The following is a 16,505-nucleotide window of genomic DNA, read 5'->3' on the forward strand; positions in this document are numbered from 1 at the left end:
TCGTTTGCCTATCTTTCGGCCGGCCAGTCCGGGTGATGGCTGTCGATCACAAACACATGGGTGTGCCGGTGACCGCCGCCCACGCGTGTGGCACCTGCGAGATGAGGGTGACCGTCAGCAAGCTCGTGATGGACGTGCTCGATTTCGTCCGGATCCTGCGCCGGCCAGAGCCGGGCCGCCGCGACGATGGCGCCAACAGCGATGAGGCCAAGCGCTGCGAAGGTCGGCGTCAGCCCGGCCGTCGCGCCGAGCCAGCCGGCAAGCGGATAGGTGATCAGCCAGCAGGCATGCGAAAGGGCGAACTGCGCGGCAAAGAGCGCGGGCCTGTCTTCCGGCTGCGCCGAGCGGCGCAGCAGCCGGCCGGATGGTGTCTGTGCCAGCGAATAGCCGAGACCGATGGCGAGCCACAGCGGCAGCAGCGAAACGAAACTTGGGACAAGAGCGCCGATGAACAGGCCGGTGGTGAGGACCGCTGCACCCGAAAACATGGCGACGCGATCCGGTGTCCTGTCGAGCAGGCGGGGCAACAGCAGCGCTGCGATCATCGAGCCGCCGCCAAAGACGGCGAGTGCGATGGCTGTGTCAGTCTGGGTGAGCCCGAATTTGGCCTGGACCAATACCACCGTGTTGACGATGACCATCGATCCGGCAGCCGAAACCGCGAGGTTGAGCGCGAGCAGTCCCCTGAGCCGCGGCGTTGCCAGGTAGATGCGCAAGCCCCGCGTCGTCCGGTCGTAGATGCCGCGCCGTTCCGTCACCTTCGGGCTTGGAAGCGCGACTGAGACGACGAGTGCGGCGGAGGCGAGGAAGCCAACAACCGTGCCGGCAAACAGGTTGTGGAAATTGACGACGGTGAGCAGCGCTGCGGCCAGCATCGGGCTTGCGACGCTCTCGAGGTCATAGGCAAGCCGCGAGAGCGACAGGGCGCGTGTGTATTCCCTTTCATCCGGCAGCACATCCGGAATGGTTGCCTGGAACGTCGGGTTGAAGGCGGCCGACGCCGACTGCAGCACGAAGATCAGCACATAGACCTGCCAGATTTCTGTCACGAACGGCAGGAAGAGCGCAACGGCGGCGCGCACCAGATCGAGGCAGACGAGCATTGCGCGACGCGGAAGCCGCTCCGCAAAGGCGGCGGCGACCGGCGCCACGCCGACATAGGCGATCATCTTGATCGCGAGCGCCGTGCCCAGGACGGCGCCCGCCTCGGCGCCGGCCAGATCATAGGCGAGAAGCCCGAGCGCGACGGTCGCAAGGCCGGTTCCGACCAGCGCGATCACCTGCGCCAGAAACAGATGGCGGTACGTCCGGTTTGCGAGGATCTGCAGCATGATGTTTGGGCGCGCTCATTCGGTGGCGGTTGCAGTCAGGGTTGGCTTGGTCGTTCAGAGATACTTTGTGATCGCCTTGAACTCGTCGATGGAGTGGCGCTGGGCGCGCGGAAGCGCACCGATCGTGTCTTCGAGGCAATGATCCAGATGGTCCTGGATCAGGGTTCGCTTCGCCTGGCTGATCGCCTTCTCCACCGCGTGGAGTTGCTGGGCAATGTCGAGGCAGGGGCGGCCGTTCTCAATCATGGCAATGACGCTCTTCAGGTGCCCTTCGGCGCGCTTCAACCGCTTGACGATCTCGGGATGGGTATCGTGTCTGTGCTCGGTCATTTCCATAACCTATCCCCCTGGTGGGGATGTATCAAGGAGTGCTTGCCGGAGATAGCGCTGCCCCTCAGGCGCGAGTATCGCCTTGGCGCTATTCTCAACGCGCGCGAACGCAAGTGACAAGTGAAGCGGTTTTTCCGTATTGCATACAATTTGAATCCGGCAATCTTTAGAGATTTCAAGCGGAAGAAGGCCGATCTTGCTGATGAATCCCCGCTGCCGAATCCATTTTTTGATAAAATGAGCCGAGAATCGGGAGATTTCTCGCCAATTTCGATGTGCTAGACCTGGTGGTTTTTCACTCAATGTTCAAAATGCATACAATGTAAAATACGATATTGACGAAACATTGCATACATGAGACAGTCATTTTGTCTATACAAAACGGTGTGGAGGCCGCTTGTATCGACGGCGCGAGGAGCGCCCACAAGGAGGAGAAAATTCATGTCAGTGAAGAGACGTACGTTCCTGCAAGGGGCGGCCGGCGCTATCGGCTTGGCCATCGCACAGGGTGCCTTGTCGAAAATCGCCTATGCGCAGGGCGCCGCCGGCACGCTCCGGGTCGCCATCGCCAAGCCTGCCGGCAATCTCGATCCGCAAAGCCACTATGCGATCTGGGCGATCCAGGATCTGATGTTCGAGCCGCTCGTCAAATACGGCAAGGGCGGTCAGATCGAACCATGCCTGGCGACCGACTGGAAGATCGAAGACGGCGACAAGACGCTGCATCTGACGCTGCGCCAGGGCGTCACGTTTCAGGACGGCACCAAGTTCGATGCTGCCTCGTGCAAATGGAATCTCGAGCGCTGGATGGGCCTCGACCAGTTTAGTTGGATGAATTGCTCAAAACACTTCCAGTCGCTGGAGGTGGTCGACGACTACCACATCACCCTGCATTTCAAGGAGCCGGTCCTCGCGCTGATGCAGGAGCTTTCCTACACCCGGCCGACGCGCTTCCTAAGCCCCAAATCGGTTGGCGCTGATGGCAAGTTCAAGGAGCCTGTGGGCACCGGGCCGTGGCGTCAGATCAGCGCCGACGATACGCAGAGCGTCTTCGAGCATCACGAAGGTTACTGGGGCGAGTTGCCATCCTATGAACGCCTTGAAGCCAAGGTCGTCCCCGATGCACGGTCGCGGGTTGCAGCGCTGCGTGCCGGCGAGCTTGACCTGATCGGCGGCTTCTGGATCGCGCCGCTCACCCCGGAAGAAGGCAAGCAGCTCGAGGCGGCCGGCTTCAATGTCGTCGTCGATCCGGGCAATGTCACGCTGGTGATGGCCTATAATCCGGACCGCGCCGAGGCGCTCAAGGATCCGGCGGTGCGAAGGGCCGTCAGCATCGGCATCGATCGCGCGGCGATCTCCAAGGTGCTCTACCACGGCTACGCCAAGCCCGCCGGCAACATGTTCTCCAGCGCTTTGCCCTATGCTGGAACGCAGAGTGATGCACCGGTTCGCGATGCGGCGGCTGCCTCGGCCCTGCTCGAAAAGGCCGGCTGGACGGGAAGCCCCATAAGGTCCAAGGACGGCAAGCCGCTGACGCTCGAACTGGTCGTCAGCCCGGACGCCGTGCCGGGATCGCGTGTCATTGCCGAAGTCATCCAGTCGGAGATGAAGGAGATCGGCATCGACCTGGTGATCCGCTCGGTCGATCACGCCTCCAAGCACACCGACATGCTGGAACAGAAGTACGATCTCGGCTTCTTCCTGACCTATGGTGCGCCATACGATCCATTCGGCTCGATCGTGGGGCTGTGCCTGTCGACCTTCCACAATGACGTCGAGGGCAAGCTGGTCACCGATCCGACCAATCTGGATCCATTGATCAACGCGGCGATGGCGGCAACGGGGGACCAGATTCAGCCGACTATCCAGAAGGTCTACGACTGGCTCAGGGACAACGACGCGATTGCGCCGCTGGTCTACGTGCCGAGCATCTGGGCGCATTCCAAGCGGGTCCACGGCTTTTCGAGCCCGGTCACCGAATACGACATGCCCTACGAAAACGTTCTGCTGGCCGAGTAAGAGGAGAGTACCTTGATCCACTTCATCAGCAAGCGGCTGAAGCATTCCCTGGTCCTTTTGTTCATGGCGTCCCTTGTTTGCTTCACCCTCGTGGTTTCGGCACCCGGTAATGTTGCAGTCTTGATTGCCGAGCTTCGCGGGGCGGTCGCAACACCGGGTTACGTCGAACAGGTTGCCGAAGAGATAGGACTGCATAAGCCATTGCTGATGCGCTACGTGGATTGGCTGGGCGATGCGGTTCGCGGAGATTTCGGCATCTCCTACAGAACGGGAACGAACGTCAGCGCGGACCTCGCGAACCGTATGTTCGTGACGGGAACGCTGATTGCGGGCTCGGCCGTGATCGCCACCCTCATCAGCCTGGCCTTGGGGTTCCTCGGTGCCTTCTGGCCCTACAAATTGCCGGACCGCGTTTCGCGCGGTCTGGCGCTCCTCGGCGCATCGACCCCGACGTTCTTCGTCGGCGCGCTGATGATCTACGCCTTCTCCGTCACCTTCCAGCTCCTGCCATCGTTCGGTTTCAATGGTCCGAAAAGCTGGATCCTGCCATGGCTCACCGTCGCCGTTCTGCCGGCTGCCGTTCTCAGTCGTGTCGTGCGGGTGGGTCTGGAAGAGGCGATGACGAGTCCCTTCGTTCTGACCGCGAAAAGCAAGGGCCTCGGCCGCACCGCCATCTTGTTCCGTGAGGCGTTGCCGAACATCACACCCCTCTTCATCAACGCGCTCGGCACCCAGGTCGGCCTGATGACCGCGACCGCCATCATCGTCGAACCGCTGTTCGCCTGGCAGGGCTTGGGAGATTACTTCCTCGCCGGCGTGCGCTTCCGCGATTTCATGGTGGTGCAGGCGTGCCTGCTCATCTTCCTCACTTTCTTCATCATGGTGAACCTGATCGTCGATCTGGCAGTCCTGCTGACCGATCCGCGCATTCGTCGCCAATGGAGCTGACCATGAACATGCTCAATCCCATTCTGACCCGATTGAACAAGATGCCGCGCGCGGCACTGATCACCATCGGCCTCTTCGTTGCTCTCGGCACCTTCGCGCCCTGGCTTGCACCCCAGGATCCGAGCACCCAGAACCTGCTCGATGCCGGACTCGGTCCGTCCGCCGCCCACTGGCTCGGAACCGACCACCTCGGACGCGATACCTTCAGCCGGTTGATCATCGCCGCGAACACTTCGCTCGTCAGCGTGGGCTCGGTCCTCGGCGTCGCCATGACCATCGGCATCCTGCTCGGAACGATCGCCGGTTATCATCGCGGCTGGGTGGATGACCTCTTGATGCGCGTCGTCGATGTCGGTCTCTCCATTCCGAGCCTGATCATCTCGCTCGCCGTCATCGGCATCGTCGGCCCCGGATACTGGACGATGGTGCTGGCGCTGGCGCTTGCCTGGTGGCCGATGAGCGGCCGCATCAGCCGGGCGGTCGCCGTCAGCATTATGAGCAAGCCGCATATCGAGGCCTTGCGGGTGCTGGGCGCCAGCCCCTGGCGCATCTACTTCGGTCACCTTCTGCCAGGGACGATCGGTTCGGTGATGGTCTATGCGACGGCGGACGCCGGCACGGCTGCGCTCGCGGTCGCGACGCTGAGCTTCCTCGGTCTCGGCATCCAGCCGCCGACGCCGGAATGGGGGCAGATGCTCGTGGATGCGCTGCCCTATCTCGAGTCCGACCCGCGCCAGGTTCTGCTGCCGGGCCTCGCGCTCACAGCCGCCGTCATCGGCTTCAACACGCTGGGGGAATCCATCGCGCTCAACCGCATTCCGAAACCGCTCACCCGACGCATGCTCGCAATCCGTCGGGCCGAGGTCGCAAGCTGGGGCAAGGAGAATTCCGATGCATGACGAACCGCTCCTGAATGTCAGCAACCTGACGGTCAACTTGCTGACCGCGAAATCGGCGGTCCGCCCCGTCGACGGCGTCAGCTATTCGGTCCGCCAGGGCGAATGTCTCGCCATCGTCGGCGAAAGCGGTAGCGGCAAGACGGTGATGAACTTCGCGCCGCTCGGCCTGATGCCGACGGGCGTGACGACGATGCTCTCCGGCTCCGTCAAGCTCGAGGGCCGCGAGTTGATCGGCCTGCCGGAACCCGAGATCCAGAAGCTGCGCGGCAAGTCCGTCGGCTTCATCTTCCAGGACCCGATGAGCGCCCTCAACCCGGTCCGCCGGATCGGGCGGCAGATCGCCGAGATGGCCGAACTGCATCTCGGCATGACGCCGAGGGCCGCCGAGGCACGCGCGTTGGAACTCGTGAAGCTCGTCGGCATCTCCGACCCGCTGGCGCGGCTTAGGCAATATCCACACGAGCTCTCCGGCGGCTTGCGGCAACGCATCGTCATTGCCATTGCGCTTGCCGGCGAGCCGAAGCTTCTGATTGCCGACGAGCCGACGACCGCACTCGACGTGACGGTTCAGGCGCAGATCCTGCGCTTGCTCAAGGACGTGCAGCGTCGGCTGAACATGGCGATGGTGCTGATCACCCACGACATGGGCGTGGTCGCGGGTGCAGCCGACAACATCGTCGTCATGTATGCGGCGCGCGCTGCCGAATGCGGTCCGGTGGACAAAGTTCTGGTGAGCCCGCGTCACCCCTACACGCAGGGCCTGATCAACGCGATACCGCGGCGAGAGGACCCGATCGGATCGGAGTTCCGGGGGCTTCCCGGCATTCCGCCAACGCTCGGTGCACCGATCAAGGGCTGCGCTCTTGCGCCGCGCTGCGAGGTCGCCGTTCCCGCATGCGGCAACAGCCGGCCGCCGTTGGTCCGGTCGGATGACAGCGCCGTGCTCGTGGCTTGCCCCGTCGTCAATCAAGGAAAGGCTGCCGCATGACACAAGCACCTGTTCTCAAGGTCGAAAACCTGCAGACGCGCTTCAAGAGCGTTCAGCGCGGCAAATTTGTCCATGCCGTCGACGATGTCTCGATCGAACTCTATCCGGGCGAGATCGTCGGCCTGGTCGGCGAATCCGGCTGCGGCAAGTCGACCCTCGGGCGCACCATCGTCGGGCTCGAGAAGGCAAGCAGCGGCCGCGTGCTTCTCGACGGCGTCGATCTCAGCGCTCTCTCCGGAGCGGCCCTGCGCGACAGCCGCCGGGCGCTGCAATACGTCTTCCAGGATCCCTATTCGTCCCTGAACGATCGACAGACGGTGGGCGAGGCGATCGACGAAGCGCTGGTGATCGCCGGCACCCGATCGCCGGAGGAGCGGGATCGCCGCACCAAGGAGCTCCTGGACCAGGTCGGTCTGGCATCCGCGGTCAGGGACCGTCACACGCGCGAGCTTTCGGGCGGCCAGCGCCAGCGCGTGGCGATTGCCAGATCGCTCGCCGTGAACCCGCGGGTGCTAATCTGCGATGAACCGGTGAGCGCGCTCGATCTTTCGATCCGTGCGCAGGTGATGAACCTCTTCCTGCGGCTGCAGAAGGATCTGGGCGTTGCATGCCTGTTCATTGCCCATGATCTTGCGCTGGTGCGGCAGGCGGCGTCGCGTGTCTACGTCATGTATCTCGGCAAGATCGTCGAGCATGGCTCGTCGCGGGAACTCTACGATCATCCGAGCCACCCCTATTCGCAGATGCTGCTGGCGTCGGCGCCCGAGGTGGATCCGCGGATCGAAAAGAACCGCAGGGGACCGTTGATGATCGGGGAGGTGCCCAGCCCGACCAATCCGCCGTCCGGCTGCCGGTTCCGGACCCGCTGCCCTCTTGTCGTCGACGATTGTGCCAAGGCGATGCCGCCATCGCGGGTGCTTTCGCCGGGCCATACGGCGGCTTGCGCCTTCGCCGCGGATCTCCACCGCGGCAATCGAACGGCTCTCGTTCAACAGGAGATGTCGGCGGCATAGAGCCGGGAGCGGCTCGCCTCGGAGCCACCGGTCAGGACGTTGCCTGCTTCGAATCCCAAGTTCCCTCGCATCCTTTAAGCTGGGGATGCGCGCCTGCCCCGCCATCGAGCGGGGCATTTTTTTGTTCGGATAGACGTGTGGACCGCACCGCGGTGTCGCGGACCCGATCAACATGGATGGGACTAGAGCGCCGTGCGTTGAGACGAACGCACCAAGGACGCTCTCGCACTTTGATTCTAGAGCATCTTATCCGCTTTCTGTGATTCCACTTGAAAGCTGGATGCTCTAGAGGCGGACAAGCATCTTGCCGGTATAGCAGCGTCATGACCAAGGTTTTGCCACCGAACCGATTTTGACAATGAGCGCGGCAAGCGTCGCAACGAACAGCGCGTAGGCGAGCGCCGCCTGCCAGGCCCCTGCGGGCAGACCAATCAGTAGCAGCGTGTCGTTCCCACCGGGAATGAGTAGTGCACCCAGTCCCATAAGGATGCCCGCAAGCGTTCTCTTGACTATGGTCTTCACTGTCGGCCGTTTCAGCATGAATCCATGCTTCCGAAGTCTTGCGGAAACGAGGCTGCCGCCGAACATGCAGACCGAAATCACGGCTCCCGCGACAGGTATCGAAGCGATCGCTCCGACCGATGCGGTGATTGAGAACCCGGGCGCAAGAAGCGTCAGGACCGTAGAGGTGATGCCGATCGCTCCCATCGCTATCGTCAGCCGCCGGAAGTTTGACTCGGATCTGCGTGAAACGCCGAGCCTCAGAGCCATGATCGCCAACAATGCAAGCGCCAGAAGCGCCGCCTCCAGCGACGGGGGAGCACTTATCGACGGCTGATCCGAAAGCAGATCAAACACGGATTCAATATAGAGGACCGCATAGATCCCGAGAAACGTGAATGCGAATCCGATTTCGCCATTTCCGATATGCCCAACAGACCCGAACACACAAGCGCCGTTCACATAGCTGCCGATCCCAAGCAAAATGGCAGCGGGAACGAGGTAGCCGAGTGGCGACCAGCCCTCCTGCATCATCGGTGCCGTTTCGAGGATTGCGTAGACGAGGGCCGCCCAGACGGCGCATTCGACCAGAGCGATGAAACGTGCCGGCCTCTTCTCCGATACCAACTCCTTCGTGGCGATGACGGTGCAGATCGATCCACGATTCATGGCGAAGCCGAGAACAAATCCGAGCGCCCCGATCAAGGCCATACCTACCCAGATCTCCAAGCTCGTGGCGACAGGGCCCGTGCCTGATATGTTAGGGAGAAATTCACTCATGCGGCAAACGGACTCGCGTCCTGCTCCAGTTTCGGACACATCCAGAGATTCATATTGATCGCCGTCGCTGACATTTCAGCGACTCCAGCGGTGAGGTTCTCCCGCTCCGGCGGGCGCCCAATTGTGCCTCAAATCTTTTTGGGCGGACAGCACTTCGGTGGTTTCGATGAGAACGATCGCTTCGGAAGAGCGGGCGATCTCCCCGGGCGACTTCAAGCCAGACCATTGCCGTTTAGCCCGTTGCCTCCGCAGCGGAGGCGGGTTCTGCGGCGATTACTAGAGGCGCGTCGTTTAGCTGCGACTAATTTGATCTGGCTAAATGAGCAACGACAAGTACGGCCGCTATCGGAAACGCTCTGTCAACGTAAGGGAGGCGTGGGCCTTGGGGCGGTAGTCGTCTGAGAGAAGGGCGCGATTGCGCAACCTCTTGGCGCGGTGGAGCAGTGCCCCGATCTTGGCGTCGCCCGGACGGGCTGTGCTCTTCCTGTCTTTGGGAAAAGGTGTGCTCAAAATAGCGTTTAGACGCGGGCGAGGCGACGCACGAGACCGCGCCGGCCACGCTCCATGACCACCCCATGGTTCCAACGGAAGATGGGCTTCAGGATGAATGAGAGCGTGATCATCCAGGGTTTGGTGACCTTGACGATCCAGTCGTAACGGACATGGCAACGCGGGCCTTCGCCCAGCAACGTCCAGCGGCCGACGCCCTCAAGTTCGCCGAAGGCCCTGCCTTCGATGATCGACGATGGTTCGACCCTTATCGTCTCCATGTCGAAAGCCAGTTCATAGGGCAGCGCCGTCACCCATTCGAGACGACGAACCCAGCCCACCCCGCGCTCGTCCCCTTCGCGCACAAGAGAAACCCGCTTTACCGATGGCCACCATTCAGGCCAGACCTCTGGCGTACTCAGCTCCCGCCACACGTCTTCGACCGGAGCATCGATGGTCCACTGCGTAACAAGATGGAATTCGGTGAGAGACATCGCTGGTCCCTTTCAGCAGTCGGGCGGGAAACATGGCGCCACTTGCGTTCGGCTGGGCACGATGCTCGCCTGCGTGCTCGATCCGATCCGACACTCGATGGTCTCGTAAGAAGATCCGCCTGTCGGCTTGCTTCTGCAAGCTCTGCTGGATCGATGGAGGCAACTTCGAAGCCCCGGCTGCCGATGGGCGTCTGCCGGCACCGGTGTGCGTCGAGCCGAGCCGGAGCATGCGGACCGTTGGCCCGCATGCTCTTCGTTTGCGCGGAGCGCTAGGCCGCGCGGGCCGCAGCCGCGAGCGACTCAAGGTCGTCGACGATCTTGTCGCCGTTGTAGACGGTCTCGTCGAGAATGCCCTCACGCTTGGAGACGATCGTCGGCACCAGTGCCTGGCCGGCGACGTTGACCGCCGTGCGGCCCATGTCGAGGATCGGGTCGATGGCGAGCAGCAGGCCGACGCCTTCGAGCGGCAGACCGAGCGTCGAGAGCGTCAGCGTCAGCATGACGGTCGCGCCGGTGAGGCCGGCGGTGGCGGCGGAGCCGAGTACCGAGACGAAGACGATCAGCACATATTCCTGGATGCCGAGTGGCAGCCCGAAGAACTGCGCGATGAAGATCGCCGAGATGGCCGGGTAGATCGCGGCGCAGCCGTCCATTTTGGTGGTCGCGCCGAGCGGTACGGCGAAGGCGGCGTATTCGCGGGGAACGCCGAGGCTCTTTTCGGTCACCGTTTCGGTGACGGGCAGGGTGCCGACGGAAGAACGGGAGACGAAGGCGAGCTGGATCGCCGGCCAGGCGCCCGCAAAGAAGCGCGACGGCTTCAGGCCGTGGCCGATGAGCAGCGCCGGGTAGACGACGAAGAGCACGATCGCAAGGCCGATATAGACAGCCGCGGCATACCAGCCGAGCTGCGCCAGCGTTTCCCAGCCATATTGGGCGACAGCGCGGCCGAGCAGGCCGATCGTGCCGATCGGCGTCAGGCGGATGACCCACCAGAGGATCTTGCGGACGATGGCGAGCAGCGACTGGTTGAAGGCGAGGAACGGCTTGGCGGCGTCGCCGACCTTCAAGGCAGCGGCACCGACGGCGATCGAAACGACGAGGATCTGCAAGACGTTGAAATTGAGCGAGGTGGTGGCACCAGTATCGGTGACCTTGGTGCTGGCTTCGAGGCCGAGCACGTTGGCGGGCACCAGGCCCTTCAGGAAATCAAGCCACGAGCCGGAGTAGGAGGGCGCCTTGGCGGCTTCCTGCGATACGGCAGAGCCCACGCCCGGCTGAAGGATCAGGCCGAGGGCGATGCCGATGACGACGGCGATCAGCGAGGTGATCGCGAACCAGAGCAGCGTCTGCCAGACGAGTTTCGCGGCATTCTGCAGCGTCGCAAGATTGGCGATCGAGGCGACGATGGCGGTGAAGACGAGCGGCGGCACGAGGGCGCGCAGAAGCTGGACGAAGATCGAACCGATCGTCTGCAGGGTTACCGTCAGCCAGTTGGCGTTGCCGCTGGCATCGACGCCCATGTTGCGGGCGACGAGGCCGAGCAGCAGGCCGATCACCATGGCCGCGAGGACCTGGAAGCCGAACGAGGCGTAAATCGGTTTCGGGGGAGATTTGGTGGTTGCTTGGGACACGTCTTCTACTCTCATTGGATGGCGGTGGCCGCATTTTTTGGCAACGGCCGCCGCAAGTGCCCAAAAAATAGTCGAGTGCCCGATTCAGGATAAGAAACCCTTTGGCTCGAAAACCACTCAGAGTAGAATAATTTCCCCGGTGCGATTGGCTGATTGTCCAGGCACCGCCCGGGTCTCGCGGAGCGACGGTATTTCGGCCGAAGCGGTATGCGCCGCGGCGATATCGCGCGTTCCAGGCTGTGGCCACAGCCGTGGAGAGTCCTCAGGATTGCTCGGCTCACCGCGCTCGCCTCGCAACAAGTCACGGCACAACCAGCCTTTCTCTCCCAAGCTCTTAGTCCCCCGGCACACGGCGATTGATCTCGCTTTCTGCGCCTGTGTCGAAAATCTTTTCACTTGCCTCGGGCGCACGAGAAATACTCTTTCTCTATAAACATTATGGATAATGTAGCCTGTCTTTCTGGCAGCCAAGGTCGTGGGTCTGGTCGCAGACAGCCCTTCATCCGTGCCGCTGGGGCGCTTGATGCCCAAGAATTTGCAGCGAGGAAGAGGAGAGATTGAGATGACACGCAAGATCCGGCTTGGAGCATTTCTTCCCGGCGGCGGACAGCATATCGCCGCCTGGCGCCACCCCGACCAGCCAGCCGACGGTGCCACCAGTTTCGAATTTCACAAGCAACTGGCGCTGACGGCCGAACGCGGTCTGTTCGATGCCTATTTCCTGGCCGATGGGCTGGCGATCGGCTTCGGCGGGGCGCGCGAGGGCGGAAACGCCCGGGTGGCGGGCTTCGAGCCGGTGACCCTGTTTTCGGCGCTGGCGCCGCTCACCACCCATCTCGGCTTTATCGCGACCTCGTCGACGACCTATGAAGAGCCCTACACCACCGCACGCAAGTTCGCCTCGCTCGATCTCATTTCCGGCGGCCGCGCCGGATGGAATGTAGTGACGACAACGGGCGATGCGACGGCGCAGAACTTCAACCGCGAAACGCAGCTTCCGCATGCCGACCGCTATCGGCGCGCCGCCGAGCATGTCGACGTGGTCAAAAAACTGTGGGACAGCTTCGAGGACGACGCCTTCATCCGCGACAAGGAAACGGGCGTCTTCTTCGATCCGGCGAAGCTGCACGATACCGACCATCGTGGCGAACATTTCAAGGTTCGCGGCCCGCTCAACATCTCGCGCTCTCCGCAAGGGCATCCTGTCATCGTCCAGGCGGGTCAGTCCGACGACGGCCGCGGGCTGGCTGCTGCAACGGCTGAGGTGATCTTCACCGCCCATCAGCACATCGAGACGGCGCAGGAATTTTACCGTGACATCAAGGCACGTGCGCGCGGTCTGGGCCGCAACCCGGACCACGTTCTGGTCATGCCGGGCGTCTCTCCCTTCGTGGGTAAGACGGAAGCCGAGGCGCGCGAGAAATACGATCGCCTGACATCGCTTATCGTCGAGGAGGATGGCATCGGCCTGCTCAACGGCTTGACCGGCGGCACGCTCGATCTCCATGGCTACGATCTCGACGGGCCGCTGCCGCCGGCACCGCCGACCGAGGGCATGAAGAGCCGGCAGGCGCTGATCCGCCAGATCGCAGACGAAAACAACTTCAGCATTCGCCAGCTCTATCAATGGATTGCGTCGGCGCGCGGCCACTACACGATCGTCGGCTCGGCCGAGCAGATCGCCGACACCCTGCAGGAGTGGTTCGAAAACGAAGCCGCCGATGGCTTCAACATCCTGCCGCCCTGGTTCCCGACCGCGCTCGACGATTTTGTCGAGCTGGTCATCCCGGAACTGCAGCGCCGCGGGCTTTTCCGCACGGCCTATGAGGGTCGGACGCTCCGGGAAAATTTCGGCCTGCCCATTCCCGTCAACCGCTGGGCCGCCGTGCGATCGGCCGTCCAGGCAGCAGAGTGAGGTATGGTCATGTCCTACGAACACGTCAACACGTCGCTCGCAGCGAGCTTTGGTCTCGGCCGCGCTGACGGTCAGGTCTCTACAGCCGTCCCGGCCATCGTTTCCCGCTGGCGCGCCCTGCTTGGCTCGATCGTCGCACGCTATGGCGTCGTGCTCGGCTTTCTCGCCTTCTGGCAACTCTCCAGTACATTCGGCTGGGTCAATCCGGCGGTCTTTCCGCCGCTCGATGTGATCCTGTCCGCGCTCTGGGGCGGTCTTGCCAGCGGTGCGCTGCTGGATGATATCGCCATCAGCCTGCAGCGGTCGGGCATTGCCTTTGCGGCCGCCGTTGCGGTCGGCATCCCGCTTGGCCTGTTCATGGGCCAGGTGCGGCTTGTCGAACAGGCGCTCGACCCGATCCTGCAGCTCTTTCGCCAGACCTCGGCCCTGGCGCTCTATCCGGTCTTCATCCTGCTGCTCGGCCTCGGCGAGACCTCCAAGGTTTTCGTGATCTTCTGGGCGACACTGTTTCCGATCCTGCTTTCCACCATCGGCGGCGTCAAAGAGGTCGACAAGAAGCTGATCGAGATGGCCCGAACCTACGGCGCCGGACCGCTCACCGTGTTCCGCCGCGTGGTGCTGCCTGCCTCGGTGCCGGCGATCTTCGTGGGTCTGCGCCTCTCGGCCACCACGGCGCTTCTGCTGTTGATCGCCGCCGAGATGATTGGCGCCAACAAGGGCATCGGCTTCCAGGTCATGAACGCCCAATACAACTTCCAGATCCCGCTGATGTTCGCGGCGATCCTGTTGCTCGCGCTGCTCGGGCTCGCCGCCAATGCGCTGCTCGTTCTGCTCCAGCGCAACCTCTGCCGCTGGTCGCAACCCAACGCCTGATCGTCTCCCCCATTCTCTCCTTCGAAAGGATAACGCGATGACTTTCCACCCCCGCAATCTTCTTCTGTCTGCTGCAATCACCTTCGGCCTCGTCGCACCGGCGGAGGCCGCTGACGAAGTGAAGCTGCGCTACCTCGCCAGCCAGGGTGGCCTGTCGGCGCACGAGCTTGCCCAGGAACTCGGATACTTCGCCGGCACGGGGATCACGATCGAGAGCGTCGGCTATGCGACAGGCGGTCCGGCCTCGCTGATTGCCCTTGCCTCGGGCGACGTCGAGATCGGCGGTGCCGCGACGTCCGCCGTCCTGAATTCGATCATCAGCGGCAACGACTTCGTCGCCGCCTATCCCTCGAACGGCATCAACGACGAGGTGCAGTCGATCTTCTACGTGCTGGAAGACAGCCCCATCAAGAGCATCAAGGACATCGCTGGCAAGAGCATTGCCGTCAACACGCTCGGCGCCCATCTCGACTATACGATCCGCGAAGCCCTGCATTCCGTCGGGTTGCCGACAGACGCCGCCAACCAGGTCGTCGTCCCCGGTCCGCAGCTGGAGCAGGTTCTGCGCTCCGGCCAGGTGGATATTTCCGCTTTCGGCTACTGGCAGACGACCTTCGAGGGGGCAGCCCGCAAGAAGGGTGGCCTGCGTGCGATCTTCGACGACACCGACGTGCTCGGCGAGATTGCCGGCGGGTTCGTGGTGCTGCGCCGGGATTTCATCAAGGAACATCCGGAAGCCGCGAAGACCTTCGTCCTGCAGTCGGCCCGTGCGCTGGACTACGCGCGTGAACATCCGGAGGAAACCAAGGAAATCCTGGCAAAGGCATTGCAGGCGCGTGGCGAAAACCCTGACATCGCCCAATACTTCCGCGGCTACGGGGTACGGGCGGGCGGCCTGCCTGTCGAGCGTGACCTTCAGTTCTGGATCGACGTTCTGGTGCGTGAAGGCAAGCTCAAGGAAGGCCAGCTGACGCCGAAGGACGTGCTCTTCGCCGTCGACGGCGCATCGGCCAGCAACTGAGGACCGGCCATGAGCGTTGCCCAGAACCTTCGTCGCGGAGAGGTGGCGATCCGCCATCTCTCCAAGTCCTACCGCTTGAACGGCGCGCCGCTGCCCGTTCTCAAGGATATCAACCTCAATATCCGCTCGGGTGAGACGCTCGCCATCGTCGGCGCCAGCGGTTCCGGCAAGACGACTTTGCTGCGGGTTCTGGCAGGGCTCGAGGACCCGGATGCCGGAGAGGTGCTGATCGACGGCAAGCTGACGAAAGGCGTCGGTACCGACCGCGCGGTGATCTTCCAGGAGCCGCGGCTCCTGCCCTGGCTGACGGTGCTTGACAATGTCGGCTTCGGGCTGGAGACGCAGGGGCTCTCCCGCGGCGAGGCGAGGGATCGGGCAAGACGTTATGTCCAGCTTGTCGGCCTGCAACAGTTCGAAAGCGCCTATCCTCGGCAACTTTCCGGCGGCATGGCGCAGCGCGTCGGCATCGCCCGTGCGCTCGCGGTCCAGCCCGAAATCCTGCTGCTCGACGAGCCGCTCGGCGCGCTCGACGCGATGACCAAGATCAGCATGCAGCAGGAACTGGCGCGGATCTGGCGGGATGAGGATGTGACGACCGTTCTCGTCACCCATGATCTCGAGGAGGCGATCTATCTCGCCGACCGTATCCTGATCCTGCCGCGCGAGAAGGGTGGCGAACCAAGGCTGATCGAGATCGACCTGCCGCGACCACGCGATCGCAGCGCGCCCGAATTTGTCCACCACCGCGAAGAACTGCTCAATCTCTTCGGTCTGCATTAAGGCTCCGGCGGAACGGTTGCAGCGATCAGGCGTTTATCTCTCGGGCAGCATCCAACAGGAGGCGCTGGGCCTCCTGCGCGGGGCCGGATGCGGAGCCGAGACAGGAGCAACGCTATGAGAATTTCCAAAGGGATGTCATTCGCCGCAATCGTCTTTGCCTTGAGTGGGGCAGCTGGTCCGGTGCTGGCCAACGGCTTTTATACGGGTATCGACCCGCACAATCCGCCAGGCACCCAGAACAGGGTGATGTCGACGGGTCCGTATTATCTCGAGCCCGCACCTGGGCCTGTCTATGTGGAGCCGGCGCCAGGGGCGGTCTATGTCGATCCGATGCCAACAGGCAGTATCTATATGGTTCCAGCGCCGGGCTACGTCTATCGCCCGCCGGCACGCACATTGGGCGACGCCCGCCAGCGCTATACGGGTGAGTACCAGAGCGGCGGCGAGGGCGACTACTATCTCGGTGTCCAGCATCCGCCACAGGTTCCTTAAG

At 62.8% G+C, this 16,505-nt stretch carries 15 protein-coding genes; 10 read left to right on the top strand and 5 right to left on the bottom strand.

Features of this window, described 5'->3' with window-relative positions:
• Positions 1 to 8: 8 nt before the first annotated feature.
• Positions 9 to 1,331, bottom strand: coding sequence for an MFS transporter (locus V7S54_RS15110; protein WP_336408507.1), 1,323 nt, complete (start codon positions 1,329 to 1,331; stop codon positions 9 to 11).
• A gap of 54 nt (positions 1,332 to 1,385) precedes the next feature.
• Positions 1,386 to 1,661, bottom strand: a complete 276-nt coding sequence (locus V7S54_RS15115) for a metal-sensing transcriptional repressor (protein ID WP_336408506.1) — start codon at positions 1,659 to 1,661, stop codon at positions 1,386 to 1,388.
• A 441-nt stretch (positions 1,662 to 2,102) separates the two neighbouring features.
• On the opposite strand from V7S54_RS15115, the gene V7S54_RS15120 reads away from it, so the two are divergent.
• The 5 genes from V7S54_RS15120 to V7S54_RS15140 are packed head-to-tail and all read left to right on the top strand — an operon-like array spanning position 2,103 to position 7,528.
• Positions 2,103 to 3,680: a nickel ABC transporter substrate-binding protein gene (locus tag V7S54_RS15120; protein ID WP_336408505.1), complete on the top strand. Its 1,578-nt coding sequence runs from the start codon at positions 2,103 to 2,105 to the stop codon at positions 3,678 to 3,680.
• A 12-nt stretch (positions 3,681 to 3,692) separates the two neighbouring features.
• Complete coding sequence (locus tag V7S54_RS15125; protein ID WP_336408504.1) at positions 3,693 to 4,628, top strand: ABC transporter permease; 936 nt, start codon at positions 3,693 to 3,695, stop codon at positions 4,626 to 4,628.
• Positions 4,619 to 5,527, top strand: a complete 909-nt coding sequence (locus tag V7S54_RS15130) for an ABC transporter permease (RefSeq protein ID WP_336408503.1) — start codon at positions 4,619 to 4,621, stop codon at positions 5,525 to 5,527. The genes V7S54_RS15125 and V7S54_RS15130 overlap by 10 nt, the downstream gene beginning before the upstream one ends.
• Positions 5,520 to 6,515, top strand: coding sequence for an ABC transporter ATP-binding protein (locus tag V7S54_RS15135; RefSeq protein ID WP_336408502.1), 996 nt, complete (start codon positions 5,520 to 5,522; stop codon positions 6,513 to 6,515). Before V7S54_RS15130 ends, V7S54_RS15135 begins: the two co-directional genes overlap by 8 nt.
• Positions 6,512 to 7,528, top strand: a complete 1,017-nt coding sequence (locus tag V7S54_RS15140; RefSeq protein WP_113477781.1) for an oligopeptide/dipeptide ABC transporter ATP-binding protein — start codon at positions 6,512 to 6,514, stop codon at positions 7,526 to 7,528. Before V7S54_RS15135 ends, V7S54_RS15140 begins: the two co-directional genes overlap by 4 nt.
• A 321-nt stretch (positions 7,529 to 7,849) precedes the next feature.
• Here V7S54_RS15140 and V7S54_RS15145 read toward each other — a convergent pair whose 3' ends face one another.
• The 3 genes from V7S54_RS15145 to V7S54_RS15155 form a co-directional block, all read right to left on the bottom strand.
• On the bottom strand, positions 7,850 to 8,740 hold the full coding sequence (locus V7S54_RS15145) for a YeeE/YedE thiosulfate transporter family protein (protein ID WP_336556965.1): 891 nt from the start codon (positions 8,738 to 8,740) through the stop codon (positions 7,850 to 7,852).
• A 587-nt stretch (positions 8,741 to 9,327) separates the two neighbouring features.
• Positions 9,328 to 9,792 (bottom strand): SRPBCC family protein, encoded by a 465-nt coding sequence (locus V7S54_RS15150; protein WP_336408500.1) that lies wholly within the window; start codon positions 9,790 to 9,792, stop codon positions 9,328 to 9,330.
• A 269-nt stretch (positions 9,793 to 10,061) separates the two neighbouring features.
• Complete coding sequence (locus tag V7S54_RS15155) at positions 10,062 to 11,423, bottom strand: dicarboxylate/amino acid:cation symporter (RefSeq protein ID WP_336408499.1); 1,362 nt, start codon at positions 11,421 to 11,423, stop codon at positions 10,062 to 10,064.
• Between the two features lie 562 nt (positions 11,424 to 11,985).
• Here V7S54_RS15155 and V7S54_RS15160 point away from each other — a divergent pair.
• From V7S54_RS15160 to V7S54_RS15180, 5 genes are all read left to right on the top strand, one after another.
• Positions 11,986 to 13,338: an LLM class flavin-dependent oxidoreductase gene (locus V7S54_RS15160; RefSeq protein WP_336408498.1), complete on the top strand. Its 1,353-nt coding sequence runs from the start codon at positions 11,986 to 11,988 to the stop codon at positions 13,336 to 13,338.
• A 9-nt stretch (positions 13,339 to 13,347) separates the two neighbouring features.
• Positions 13,348 to 14,211, top strand: a complete 864-nt coding sequence (locus V7S54_RS15165) for an ABC transporter permease (protein ID WP_065373835.1) — start codon at positions 13,348 to 13,350, stop codon at positions 14,209 to 14,211.
• Between the two features lie 37 nt (positions 14,212 to 14,248).
• Complete coding sequence (locus V7S54_RS15170) at positions 14,249 to 15,232, top strand: ABC transporter substrate-binding protein (protein ID WP_336408497.1); 984 nt, start codon at positions 14,249 to 14,251, stop codon at positions 15,230 to 15,232.
• A 9-nt stretch (positions 15,233 to 15,241) separates the two neighbouring features.
• Positions 15,242 to 16,012, top strand: a complete 771-nt coding sequence (locus V7S54_RS15175) for an ABC transporter ATP-binding protein (RefSeq protein ID WP_336408496.1) — start codon at positions 15,242 to 15,244, stop codon at positions 16,010 to 16,012.
• A 114-nt stretch (positions 16,013 to 16,126) separates the two neighbouring features.
• Complete coding sequence (locus tag V7S54_RS15180; RefSeq protein WP_336408495.1) at positions 16,127 to 16,504, top strand: hypothetical protein; 378 nt, start codon at positions 16,127 to 16,129, stop codon at positions 16,502 to 16,504.
• Position 16,505 lies beyond the last annotated feature (1 nt).

The organism is Ensifer sp. CCNWLY38 (assembly GCF_037120565.1).
Taxonomy (GTDB): Bacteria; Pseudomonadota; Alphaproteobacteria; order Rhizobiales; family Rhizobiaceae; genus Ensifer; species Ensifer adhaerens_H.